Consider the following 12,162-nt stretch of genomic DNA (forward strand, 5'->3'; position numbering starts at 1 on the left):
CGCGCGACTTCGGAGGATCGATCATGAAAAGGCTGCTGCTCGACTTCCTGTGGTCGCACCTGCGGTCCCTCGGCGCGTTCCGGTCCGAGCAGCCCGTCGGCGCGGCGCGGGAGGCGGCGGGCCTGCTGCCGGTGTACGACCTGTGGTTCGCCGAGGCCGTCCGCGTGCTGGAGGTCGAGGGCTACCTCGAACGGCGGGGTGACCGCGTCCTGGTCCGCCGGACCGCGCCGGACCGGTCGTTCGACGAGCTGTGGCGGGAGTGGGAGGCGCAGCGGCCGGGCTGGCGGGACAACCCCGACCTGGCCGCGATCCACGTGCTGGTGGAGACGACGCTCCGGGAGCTGCCCGACGTGCTCACCGGCAAGCGGCGCGCCACGGACGTCATGTTCCCCGGCGGGTCGGTGGAGCTGGTCGAGGCGGTCTACAAGTCCAACCCGGAGTCGGTGTTCTTCAACCGGGTGCTGGCCGGGGAGCTGGTGGCGCACCTGCGGCGTCGCGCCGAGGCCGAGCCCGGTTTCCAACCGAGGATCCTGGAGATCGGCGCGGGCACCGGCGCGACGAGCGCCGCCGTGCTGGCGGCCCTCGACGCGGCGGGGACGTCGGTCCGGGAGTACCGCTACACCGACCTCTCCCGGGCCTTCCTGGACCACGCCGAGCGGTCGTACGGGCCGGGCCGCCCGTTCCTGGCCTACGGCATCCTGGACATCGAGCGCTCGCCCGCCGAGCAGGGCATCGACGTCGGCGGCTACGACGTGGTCATCGCCGCCAACGTGCTGCACGCCACCCGGAACATCCGCGCGACGCTGCGCAACGCCAAGGTGGCGCTCAAGAGCGGCGGCGTCCTGCTGCTCAACGAGGTGACCGCGAACACCTTCCTCAACCAGTTCACGTTCGGGCTGCTGGAGGGGTGGTGGCGGTACGACGACGCCGAGTCGCGCATCACGGGCAGCCCCATCCTGTCGGTCGACGGCTGGCGGCAGGTGCTCGCGGAGGAGGGCTTCGGCCCGATCTCGCTGCCGGCGTGGGAAGCCGCGGACCTCGGGCAGCAGATCATCGTCGCCGGCAGCAACGGTGTCGTGCGGCAGCGGGGCGACCGGTCGCGCGAACCCGCGCGGCAGCCCGTCCCGGTGCGGGCGGCCGAGCCGAGGGGAGCCGCGCGGGGACGTGACACCGCGGTCCCCGCGGGCGACGGACCCGCGGACCGCCTGCTCGCCCACGTCGAGGCGGTGGCGGTCGACGTGCTGGCGGAGGCGCTGCGGATCGACCGCGCCCGGATCGGCCGGACCGAGCCCTTCTCGGACTTCGGCATCGACTCGATCTTCGCGGTGCAGGTGGCCCGCACCCTCGGCGCGGAACTGGGCCTCGACCTGGACGTCACGCTCCTGTTCGAGTACGGCACGGTGGCCGAGCTGGGTGAGTTCATCGTCGGCGAGCACGCCGACGCGCTCAGCGCCGCGCTCGCCGACGAAGCCGCCTCCCACCCCGTCGAGGTGCGGCAGCGGGAGGACCCGGCCGACGTGGCGGAGCCCGGGGACGCGCTCGACGCCGAGCCGGACGGGATCGCCATCGTCGGGATCTCGGCGCGGTTCCCCCGGGCCGACGACGTCGAGGAGTTCTGGCGGATCGTCGAACAGGGCGAGCGGCGCGTCACCACCCCGCCGCTGGGGCGCGAGGACTGGGTCGCCTACCGCGACGCGGTGGACACGACCGGGATGTGGGGCGGGTTCCTCGACGGCGTCCACGAGTTCGACCCGCTGTTCTTCAGCCTCTCGATGACCGAGGCGCGGCAGCTGCCGCCCGAGCTGCGCCTGATGCTGATGACGGCGTGGAACGCCATCGAGGACGCGGGCTACCGGCCCGCGGAGCTGCGGGCGCGGCCGACGGGCGTCTTCATCGCCGCCACGCCGACCGAGTACCGCGCCGACTCGCCCGAGATGCTCCTGCCGTCGCCGGTGATGATCCCCAACCGCATCTCGTACCTGTTCGACCTGCACGGCCCGAGCGAGCAGTCCGACACGAGGTGCTCGTCGTCGCTCGTGGCCCTGCACCGCGCCATCCGGTCCATCCGGGACGGCGAGTGCGAGCAGGCCCTCGTCGGCGGGGTGAACCTGACGATGTCGCCCGCCGGGTTCGAGGTGATGCGGGCCGGCGGGATGCTCACCACCAGCGGCGCCGTGCGGCCGTTCCAGGAGGGCGCCGAGGGCACCGCGCGCGGCGAGGGCGTCTGCGCCGTGCTGGTCAAGCCGCTCCGCGCGGCGGTCGAGGACGGCGACTTCGTCTACGGCGTGGTGCGCGGCACCGCCGTCGCGCACGGCGGCAAGGGCGTGTCCTTCACGGCGCCGAACATCCGCGGGATGAAGTCGGCCATCACCCGCGCCTACGCCGACGCCGGCGTCGACCCCGGTTCCGTCGCCTACGTCGAGGCGCACGGCATGAGCTCGCTGCTGGCCGACGGCGCGGAGATCGCGGCGCTGCGCGCGAGCCTGCGCGGCGACGCGGACACGCCGGGCGACGACGGGTCCGTCACCTACCTGGGCAGCCTGAAGCCGGTCTTCGGCCACACCGAGGTGGTCTCGGGCCTCGCGGCCCTGGTGAAGGTGGTGCAGGCCCTGCGGCACGGCGTGATCCCGGCGATCCCCGGCTTCGGCCGCCCGCACCCGGACCTCTCGCTGGACGGGACCAGGCTGCGGCTGGCGTCGGAGAACCTGCCGTGGCCCGTCCGCACCGACGACGACGGCCGCGTGCTCCCGCGCCGGGCGAGCATCAACAGCTTCGGCATCGGCGGCGTGAACGCGCACGCGGTGCTGGAGCAGTACGTCCCGCGCACCCCGGCCCGCGCGGAGGACGTGCCGTCACCGCAGGTCCTCGTGCTCTCGGCCAAGACCGAGGACGGTCTCCGCGAGCGGGTGAGACGGCTCGTCGGCCGGCTGAGGGGCACGGAGTCCTTCGCCGACATCGCCTACACGCTCCAAGTGGGTCGCGAGCCGATGGCGTGCCGGTTGGCGCTGGTCGCGACGACCGGTGACGAAGCGGCCGACGTGCTCTACAAGTGGCTCGGCGGCGACCCGGAGGCGCGGTCCCGGGTGGCCTTCGCCGACGACGTGCGGCGCGCCGGTCCGTCCGACGACGACGGTCGGGAAGCGGCGGAGGGGAACCTGAAGATCCTCGCGGACCGGTGGGTCGCGGGTGCCGCCGTGGACTGGGAAGTCCTGCACGAAGGCTCACGGCGCCGGAGGGTTCCGCTGCCGGGCTACCCGTTCCAGCGGGAGGTCTGCTTCATCCCGCAGACCCCGGCTCCCGACACCGTGGCGACCGCGCCCGTGCGGGCCGAGGTCGGCGCGACGCGACCGGACGACTTCGTCACCGGCCTCGTGGCCTCCGTGCTGGGTCTGGAGGAGCACGTCATCGACCGCACGAGGCCGCTGGCCGACTACGGCCTCAACTCCCTGCTCCTGACCGGCGTGCTGAGCCGCGTCCGCGGCGCGTTCCCCGCCTTCCAGCCGGACTGGTTGCAGGTGCACGACACCGTGGACGACGTGGTCGCCCGGCTGTCGGCGGTGGCGGGCGACGGCACGGCGGCGGGCGCCGGCTTCCCGGAGCTGGTGCACCTGAACGGCGTGGCCGAGGGGCGGCCGGTGTTCTGGGTGCACGGCGCGTTGGCGAGCGTCGAGACCTACCGCACGATCGCCGCGCGGGTCGACCGGCCGTTCTACGGCATCCAGGCCCGCGGCTTCCTGACCGAGCAGGAGCCCGTCGAGGGAATCCCGGCGATGGCGGAGCACTACCTCGACATCATCCGCTCCGTGCAGCCCGAAGGCCCCTACGACATCGGCGGCTTCTGCCTCGGCGGCATCGTCTCCTACGAGATGACCCGCCTCCTCCAGTCCCGGGGCGAGGTGGTGCGCTCGCTGGTGATGGTGGACTCGCCGGACGTCACCGGCTGGGCGAAGTCGAACGGCGGCGGGTCCGCGACGGCGCGGAGCGCGGCCCTCCAGGTGGTGAACTCGTTGCTCTGGCCCGCCGGTGTGAAGGGCCTCGACGAGGTCCGGCCCCGGCTGATCCACCAGGACGACGTCGCCGGGGCACCCGACGACGACGCGGCGTTCGTGCGCCTGCTCGCCGACCTCGCCGTCGAGCGGGGCCTGTCGCTGGGGCGCGAGCAGGTGGCCGCGTTGATCGAGCGGAACATCGCGATCCAGCTGGCCTACCGGATCGGCGAGTTCGAGATCCGGCCGCTGGCGGACCCCGACGCCGTCGACGCCACGTACTTCCGCAACGCCCGCGGGCTCTTCATCGGGGAGCTCACGCCGTACTTCCAGGTCGTCGGCGAGACGTTCTCGCTGGACCACGTCAACTACCGGCAGGACTGGGAGCGCGAGCTGCCGGGGCTGCGCGTGGTGGACCTGGACGCGGCCAACCACATGACCCTCATGCACGAACCCGATTCCCTTGCCGCCGTGGAGGAAACGTGCGTGCGGATCTACGCCGCGGACTAGTGTCCCCGGTGGAACCCGCCGCGTCCGCGCGACCGATCGGCAAGTACCGACGACCCCGGTGTGAGGTCAGCTGATGCTTTGCTACGTCTTCCCCGGCCAGGGCGCGCAGAAGAAGGGCATGGGCAAGGACGTGTTCGGGCACTTCCCGGACCTGTGCCGCCAGGCCGACGAGGTGCTTGGGTACTCCGTCGAGGAACTGTGCCTGCAGGACCCGGACCGCCTGCTGAACAAGACCAAGCACGCGCAGCCCGCGCTCTACGTCGTCAACGCGCTGCACTACCTGGCGGCACGCCGGGAGGACCGGCCCGCGCCGGACTTCCTGGCGGGCCACAGCCTCGGCGAGTACAACGCGCTGTTCGCGGCGGGCGCCTTCGACTTCGTGACGGGCCTGGCGCTGGTGCGCCGCCGCGCCGAGCTGATGGGCCGGGCGGGCGGCGGCGGGATGGCCGCGGTGGTGGGCGTTCCCGCGGAGGTCATCGAGGAGACGTTGGCGGCGCACGGCGTCACCGGGGTCGTCATCGCCAACTACAACGCGCCCGAGCAGTTCGTGCTGTCCGGGGGCAAGGAGGAGCTGGAGCGACTCCGGCCGGTTCTGGAGGGCGTCGAGGGCTTCCGGGGTTTCGTCCCGCTCCGGGTCTCCGGTGCGTTCCACTCGCCGCACATGGCGCGGGCGGCGCGGGAGTTCCGGTCCTACCTGGACTCCGTGGACTTCGGCGAGTTCCGGACCCCCGTCGTCTCCAGCGTGACCGGACGTCCCTTCGAGACCGACCGGGACGCCGTCCGGGCCGCGCTCGCCGAGCAGATCACCCGGCCCGTCCGGTGGACCGACTGCGTCCGCCACCTGCGGGACGCGGGTGTGTCGGAGTTCGTGGAACTGGGCGGCACCAAGGTGTTGACGTCCCTCATCGACAAGATCACGGCGGCGGAGGACCACGGGGAACGGCAGAGCGCCCCCTCCGCCGAACCGGCGTCCACTGGGTCCACATCCACCGAACCCGCGTCGAGCGAGTCCGCGTCCCCCCAACCGGCGTTCACCGAACCCGCGCCCACCCAACCGGCGTTCACCGAACCCGTGTCCATCCAACCGGCGTTCACCGAACCCGTGTCCACCGAACCGGCGGACGCCGGGCCGTGGCTGGAATACCGTGACGAGCGCGTGCTGGCCCTGCTGCGCGACTGCGCGAGCGGAACGCTCCGCGTCGACGAGGCCATCGAGAAGATCCGCGCCGGCGGAGCACGCCACCGGTGACCGACCGGGCCCGCCCGGTCGCCCACTCCGCCGTCCCCACCACTGGAGTTGCCCACTCATGATGTTCGTCGACTACCTCGACCGAGGCTCCCGCATCGACCCCGCCGCGCCGTGCATGCTCGCTCCCGACGGGACCGTGCTCATGACGCACGAGGACTTCACCGCGGTCAGCCACCGGGTCGCGGTGGCCTTGCTGGACGCCGGGCTCGAACCGGGCGAGCGCGTGGCGATCCTCAGCACGAACGACGCGCACGCGTTCGCCGCCGCGGTCGGCGTGATCCGGGCGGGCGGCGTCTGGTGCGCGGGCCACTCGGCCAGCGCGATCGACGACTACGTCACGTTCCTCGACCTCGCCGGCGCCACCCGGCTGATCTACCACGGTTCCCTGGCCGACCGCGCCACGGCCGTCCTCGAACGGCTCCCGGCCGTGCGCACGGCGGTCTCGATCGGACCGGGCCGCGCGGGCGACCCGGAGCTGACCGCCTGGATGGCCCCCGCGGGCGCGACCGCGCCGATGCTGCCACCGGACACCAGCCGCCCGATGCTGTTCATCAGCACCGGCGGCACCACCGGCACGCCGAAGGTCGTGCCGATCACCAACCGGCAGGCGCACCTGATGTTCGTCGCGATCTCCGTGCACGCCGCCGAGCCCGAGCCGCCCCGCCACCTCATCGCGACGCCGATGGCCCACGCGGGCGGGTCGCTGGTCTTCCCGACGCTCGGCGCGGGCGGGTCCGTCGTCATCCACCAGGACGTGGCGCCGGCGGAGATCGCCGCCTCCATCGAGCGCAACCGGGTGTCCCGACTGTTCCTGCCCGCCGCGGACCTGTACGACCTGCTCGCCCTCCCGACGGTCCGCGACCACGACTACTCCTCGCTGCGCCACTTCTTCCTGTCGGCCTCGCCCATCCCGCCCGAGCGGATCGCCGAGGCCGTCGACGTGTTCGGGCCGGTCATGACCCAGTACTACTCCCAGTCCGAGGCGCCGTTGACGTGCACGGTCCTCACCACCGAGGACATCGCGCGGGCCGTGGCCCCCGGTGGTGACCGCAGGCGGCTGGCCTCCTGCGGCAAGCCGACCGTCGTCGCCCGCGTCGAGGTCATCGACGACAACGGCGAGATCCTGCCGCCCGAGCGGCTCGGCGAGCTCGCGGTCCGCTCCGACCTGGTGTTCGACGGGTACTGGGAGAACCCGGAGGCGACCGCCGAGACCCGGCGCCCCAACGGCTGGCACGGCACCGGCGACATCGGCCTGCGCGACGCGGACGGCTACCTCTACATCGTCGACCGCAAGAAGGACATGATCATCACCGGTGGCCTCAACGTGTACTCCTCCGAGGTGGAGGCGGTCGTCCACACCTTCCCCGAGGTCCGCGACTGCGCGGTGATCGGCCTGCCGCACGAGAAGTGGGGCGAGGTGGTCACCGCCGTCGTCGAGCCGGAGCCGGGGCAGGAGGTCGACGTGGACGCGATCCTGCGCAGGTGCGAGGAGCGGCTCGGACCGGTGAAGGCGCCCAAGTCGGTCCTGGTCCGCGAACTGCCCCGCTCCCTCGTCGGCAAGGTCCTCAAGCGCGAGCTGCGCGACGAGTACTGGGCGGCCCACGACCGGAAGGTGTGACCGGCGCCGATCGCCTCACCTCAGCACCCCGCCGGGCCGCGGCCTCCCGCACGGCCCGGCGGTCGCGTTTCCTCCAATCCGCCAAGGAGAACTCAATGGGCAAGGCAACGACAGATCGGCCGGACGTGGCGCCGCGCGGCCCCGGGTCCGAACTCCTGCACGGCTGGCGGCCGTTGACCGCCGCCACGGTCGGCATCGGCCTCGGCGTCGCGTCGCTGCCGTTCTACACCTTCGGGTTATTCATCCCGGAGCTCGAAGCGGAGTTCGGCTGGAGCCGCAGCCAGCTCTCGTCGGTGCTCCTCATCGGCTCGGTCATCAACGTCCTGCTGGCGCCCCTCATCGGCACGCTCGTCGACCGCTACGGCGTGCGCATCCCGTCGACGGTGTCCCTCGTCGCGCTCGGCGGGATCTTCCTGCTCCTCTCGGCGGTCGGACAGCCCTTCACGGCGTTCCTGCTGGTGTCGTCCCTGATGTACGTGCTGGCGGCGGCCTCGTCGCCGGTGTCGTTCACCCGCGCGGTCAACGAGCGGTTCGACCGGGCCCGCGGTGTCGCGCTCGGGATCGCCCTCGCGGGCGCGGGGCTCGTCGCCTTCCTCGCACCGCAGATCCTCGGCGCGCAGATCGCGGAGGACTGGCGCGGCAGCTACCGCGTCCTGGCCGTCGTGGTGTTCGTGGGCGCGGTGGTCGTCGGTGTGCTGATGCCGCGTTCGCGGGCGCTCGCCCGGCCGGCGTCCCGGACCGGGGCCACCGCCGCCCTGCGGCTCGGGCCGCTGCTGCGCACCCCGCTGTTCGCCCGCCTGGCCGTGACCTTCTTCGTGCTCGCGCTGGCCCTCGGCGGTATGCCGGTGCACCTGGTCCCGCTGCTGCGCGACGCCGGGGTGTCACCCGCCTCCGCCGCGGGCACGGCGAGCCTCGTCGGCGTGTCGCTGATCGTCGGCCGGCTGGTGGTCGGTCTGCTCGTGGACCGCTTCTTCGCGCCGCGGATCGCCGCCGCCGTGCTCGGCGTCGCCGCGATCGGGTTCCTCGCGCTGCTGTTCGGCGGTCCCGGCCTGGCCGCGGTGGCCGCTGTCGGCCTCGGCCTGTCCCTGGGCGGCGAGGTGGACGTCATGGGCTACCTGACCGCCCGCTACTACGACCTGGCCTACTACGGCCGCCTGTTCGGCGTGCTGTACGCGATCTTCGTCGTCGGCGTCGGCACCAGCCCGTTGCTGATCTCGTGGCTGCGCGGGGCCACCGGCGGCTACGACGTCGCGCTCATCGCGTCCACGGCCCTGCTGGTCGTCGCGGGCGCGCTGCTGATGACCCTGCCGCGGTTCCCGGCGAAGGCCGCGGACGAGCCGGTCGAACAGCACTCGTGACGCGGACCGCCGGGGTGGTCGAAACCACCCCGGCGGCACGCCCACGGCACCAAGTCCTCAGCGCCCGTCTCTCAGTGCCCGTCCTCAGTGCCCGTCTCTCAGCGCCCGCTCGCCACGCTCGCCAGGTACTCCTGCTGGCTCGGCAGGGCGTCGACGAGAGCCGAGGCCTGCTCGCGCACCCGCGCCAACTGCGCGCGCGCCTCGGTGTCGTCGAGGTAGTCGAGCGCGGGCAGCGACCGCTGGGGCAGGTGGCCGCCGAGCCCGAGCAGCATCACGTTGTACGAGTACGCCTCGAACCCGTGGTAGTACGGGTAGATGCTGGTCTCGTCGGGCAGCCGGACCGACCACGCCTCCAGCCGCTCCTCCAGCCCCGCGGGCACCGGCCGCTCCTTGGTCGCCTTCCAGTACGGCGTGTCGGCCCGCGCCGCGCACCGGTAGTGCACCACCAGGAAGTCCCGCACGCCGTCGAGGCAGCGCGCGATCGCCCGGTTGTAGCCCGCCGTCAGCTCCGGCTGCCAGTTCTCGTCCGGGAAGTGCTTGACCAGCTGCTCGACGCCGTACTGGATGAAGAAGATCCCGGTGGACTCCAGCGGCTCCACGAACCCGCTGGAGAGCCCGATCGCCACGCAGTTGCGCACCCACGAGTTCCGGTTGCGGCCGATGCGCATCTTGATGTGGTTGGCCTCGACCTCGGCCGCCGCCGGGCCGACGAACTCGCGGAGCGTCCGCTCGGCGTCCTCCGGCGCGCAGAAGTCCTCGGCGTAGACGTACCCGGTGCCGATGCGGTTGGACAGCGGGATCGTCCAGATCCAGCCGGAGTCCATCGCGGTGGCCGTGGTGCACGGGCGCATCCCGTTCTCCACCACGTCGATCGGCACGCGCAGCGCGACGGCCCGGTTGTTCGGCAGGTAGTCCTGGTAGGACTCGAACGGCTCCTTCATCACCTGGTTGATCAGCAGGCCGCGGAACCCGGTGCAGTCGATGAACAGGTCGCCGGTGATGTCGCCGTGCTCGCGGGTGACCACGTGGCTGATCCAGCCGCGCTCGTCCTGGCGCACCTCCAGCACGTCGTCGCGCACCCGGCGGATGCCGCGGCTCGTGCCGAGGTCGGCGAGGAACTCGGCCAGCAGGGACGCGTCGAAGTGGTAGGCGTACGGGAACTGGGTGCTCTGGTCGGACAGCGTGCTCCGGCGCGGCCGATCGCCGCCGTCGTGCAGGGCGCGCTCGAACAGCTCCCCGTCCGGGTACCGGGGCGACCGCATGGCGTCGCACAGGGCGGGGATCACCAGGCAGTCCTTGTCGAACCGCTCGCCGCCGAGCTTGAGCCACCAGTCGGCCATGGTGAACCCCTGCACCTTGGGCAGCCGCTCGAACGGGTGGTAGAACACGTGGCCCGGCTCGCGCCAGTTCTCGAACCTGATGGCCAGCTTGTACGACGCGTGGCAGGCGGGCATCCACTCGTGCTCGGCCAGGCCGAGGTAGTCGAAGAAGTGCCGGACGGTGCTGAAGGTCGCCTCGCCGACGCCGATGGTGGGCACCCGGGCCGACTCGACCAGGGTCACCGAGAGCCGATCGCCGAACGCTTCCTTCAGGTAGGTGGCGGTCATCCAACCCGCGGTACCTCCACCGACGATGACGACGTTGCGGAGCATGTCCCACCCTCTTCACGACAGCCGAACCTGACCTCGACGGCCAGTGCAGCACGCCCGGCCGGCCGGCCGCGACTGCTCGACCGGGCACTGACCGTGAACCGTTGGCGGGGCTCGTTGGGGCATCCGTTCGGGCACTGGCCCCCGGACCGCCCCCGTTCCTAACCTCGACCCGGTGACGATCGGTCGTGCCGGTGTGTCGCGAACGGCGGACGGTCCCCGGTCGCGCACCGCGGTCCGGGGGCGTCGTCCCGCCTTGCCGCTGCCTCGCCGACGACGTCGAGCCGAGCGGGTTGTCTTGTCCGAACGTCGTCGATCGAGGAGGTTTCCGTGGTCCAGTCGGACCGGCGAAACGGCGCCGAGCACGCTGTGGGGACCCGCTACCGCGAGGTGCTGCAACTCGACCGGCTCCTGGCCTGCCAACCCGAGACGAAATCGCACGACGAGCTGATGTTCGTCATCGTGCACCAGGTGCACGAGCTCTGGTTCAAGCTGATGCTGTTCGAGCTGGAGGAGGTGCGCGACCTCCTGCTGGACGGCCGCCTCGGCGCGGCCGAGCACCTGCTGCGCAGGCTCGTCGCCGTCGAGCACGTGCTGCTCTCGCAGTGGGCGGTGCTCGACACCATGCTGCCGGTGGACTTCCTCGCCTTCCGCAAGACCCTCGAAGGCGGCAGCGGCTTCCAGTCCGTGCAGTACCGGGAGATCGAGTTCCTGGCCGGGCTGAAGGACGCCGGGTACCTGGACCGGGTTCCGCTCACCGACGCCGAGCGCGAACGCCTGGCGCGCAGGCTGGAGGAACCCAGCGTGCGGGAGGCGTTCGTCGCCCTGGTCGAGAGGCGCGGGCTCGCCTCGCTCGCCGACCTCTGGCAGCACGGCTACCACGACCAGCCCGCCGCGCACTGGGAACTGCTGCGCGTGGCCGAGGCCCTGCTGGACGTCGACCAGGCGTTCGGCCGGTGGCGCACCCACCACGCGCTGACCGTCGAGCGCCAGATCGGGTACAAGCGCGGCACCGGCGGCTCGGCGGGCGTGGACTACCTCCGCACGCTCGTCGCCTCCCACCTCTTCCCCGAGCTGTGGGAGGTCCGGTCCCGGCTGTGAGCCGCCCGCCCGGTCACACCGGTCATTCGGTCAGCAGGCCGTCGCGGATGGCGTAGGCGACCGCGAGGGTCCGGTTGGGGCAGTTCAGCTTCGCCAGCAGGTTCGCGACGTGCCGCTTGGCCCCGTGCACGGAGATCCCGAGCCGGCGGCCGATCTGCTTGTTGCTCATCCCCTCGGCGAGCAGGCTGAGCGCCTGCTGCTCCCGCGGGGTGAGGCGGAACGTGGTCGTCCTCGGCTGACCACGCCTGCGCAGCTCGGTGATCAGCTTCCGGGCGAGCGAGGACGAGAGCACCATGTCCCCCCGCTGGAGCCGGAGCAACGCGTCCTCGAGCGACCGCGGGTCGACGGCGGACTCCAGGATGAACCCGTCGGCCGTCAGCGTCGACGCCTGCGCGATCACGTCGTCGCTCGCGTCGCGGAGCAGGGCCACCGTCTTCACCCCGCGCTTGGCCGCCACCGCGGCCACCTGGTCGAACTCCTCCCGTGCGTCGGCGGACAGGAGCACGATGTCGAAAGTGCGGTTCTCCAAGAGGGTCACGGCCTCGCGGAACCCGGCGCAACCGTGCACGACCTTCACCGGGGAAAGGCTGTGCAGCATGTAGGTGAGACCCCACCTCGTGACCTCGTTCGGGAGGACCACCAGGACCGCCAGGTCGGCGTTGTGGAACCGGGCGACGTCGTCCGCGCCACG

The 12,162-nt window shown here is 72.3% G+C and carries 6 protein-coding genes and 2 pseudogenes; 5 read left to right on the plus strand and 3 right to left on the minus strand.

Going from position 1 to position 12,162, the window contains the following annotated elements; translation table 11 throughout:
* Positions 1–23: 23 nt before the first annotated feature.
* Positions 24–4,496 (plus strand): beta-ketoacyl synthase N-terminal-like domain-containing protein, encoded by a 4,473-nt coding sequence (locus ACRAKH_RS06280; RefSeq protein ID WP_380725062.1) that lies wholly within the window; start codon positions 24–26, stop codon positions 4,494–4,496.
* A gap of 73 nt (positions 4,497–4,569) precedes the next feature.
* A pseudogene (gene fabD / locus ACRAKH_RS06285) lies at positions 4,570–5,463 on the plus strand (ACP S-malonyltransferase); the annotation flags it as partial.
* 98 nt (positions 5,464–5,561) lie between these two features.
* Here the strand turns inward: fabD and ACRAKH_RS06290 are convergent.
* A pseudogene (locus ACRAKH_RS06290) lies at positions 5,562–5,708 on the minus strand (hypothetical protein); the annotation flags it as partial.
* Between the two features lie 95 nt (positions 5,709–5,803).
* On the opposite strand from ACRAKH_RS06290, the gene ACRAKH_RS06295 reads away from it, so the two are divergent.
* The gene (locus tag ACRAKH_RS06295; protein WP_380725063.1) at positions 5,804–7,363 is read left to right on the plus strand and encodes an AMP-binding protein; all 1,560 of its coding nucleotides are present in this window, start codon (positions 5,804–5,806) and stop codon (positions 7,361–7,363) included.
* A 95-nt stretch (positions 7,364–7,458) separates the two neighbouring features.
* A complete protein-coding gene (locus ACRAKH_RS06300) occupies positions 7,459–8,721 on the plus strand; it encodes an MFS transporter (RefSeq protein WP_380725064.1) in 1,263 nt (420 codons plus the stop codon).
* A gap of 98 nt (positions 8,722–8,819) precedes the next feature.
* On the opposite strand, the gene ACRAKH_RS06305 is transcribed toward ACRAKH_RS06300, so the two are convergent.
* Positions 8,820–10,373: a tryptophan halogenase family protein gene (locus ACRAKH_RS06305; RefSeq protein WP_380725065.1), complete on the minus strand. Its 1,554-nt coding sequence runs from the start codon at positions 10,371–10,373 to the stop codon at positions 8,820–8,822.
* A gap of 327 nt (positions 10,374–10,700) precedes the next feature.
* Here ACRAKH_RS06305 and ACRAKH_RS06310 point away from each other — a divergent pair, with 327 nt between their 5' ends.
* Positions 10,701–11,471 (plus strand): tryptophan 2,3-dioxygenase, encoded by a 771-nt coding sequence (locus ACRAKH_RS06310; RefSeq protein ID WP_380725066.1) that lies wholly within the window; start codon positions 10,701–10,703, stop codon positions 11,469–11,471.
* A gap of 22 nt (positions 11,472–11,493) precedes the next feature.
* Here the strand turns inward: ACRAKH_RS06310 and ACRAKH_RS06315 are convergent, their stop codons facing one another.
* The gene (locus ACRAKH_RS06315) at positions 11,494–12,048 is read right to left on the minus strand and encodes a LuxR C-terminal-related transcriptional regulator (RefSeq protein WP_447009681.1); all 555 of its coding nucleotides are present in this window, start codon (positions 12,046–12,048) and stop codon (positions 11,494–11,496) included.
* Positions 12,049–12,162 lie beyond the last annotated feature (114 nt).

The organism is Saccharothrix hoggarensis (genome assembly GCF_052936025.1).

Coding starts and splice junctions, on each gene's coding strand:
- ACRAKH_RS06280 (WP_380725062.1), top strand. CDS start 24: ATGAAAAGGCTGCTGCTCGACTTCCTGTGGTCGCACCTGCGGTCCCTC.
- ACRAKH_RS06295 (WP_380725063.1), top strand. CDS start 5,804: ATGATGTTCGTCGACTACCTCGACCGAGGCTCCCGCATCGACCCCGCC.
- ACRAKH_RS06300 (WP_380725064.1), top strand. CDS start 7,459: ATGGGCAAGGCAACGACAGATCGGCCGGACGTGGCGCCGCGCGGCCCC.
- ACRAKH_RS06305 (WP_380725065.1), bottom strand. CDS start 10,373: ATGCTCCGCAACGTCGTCATCGTCGGTGGAGGTACCGCGGGTTGGATG.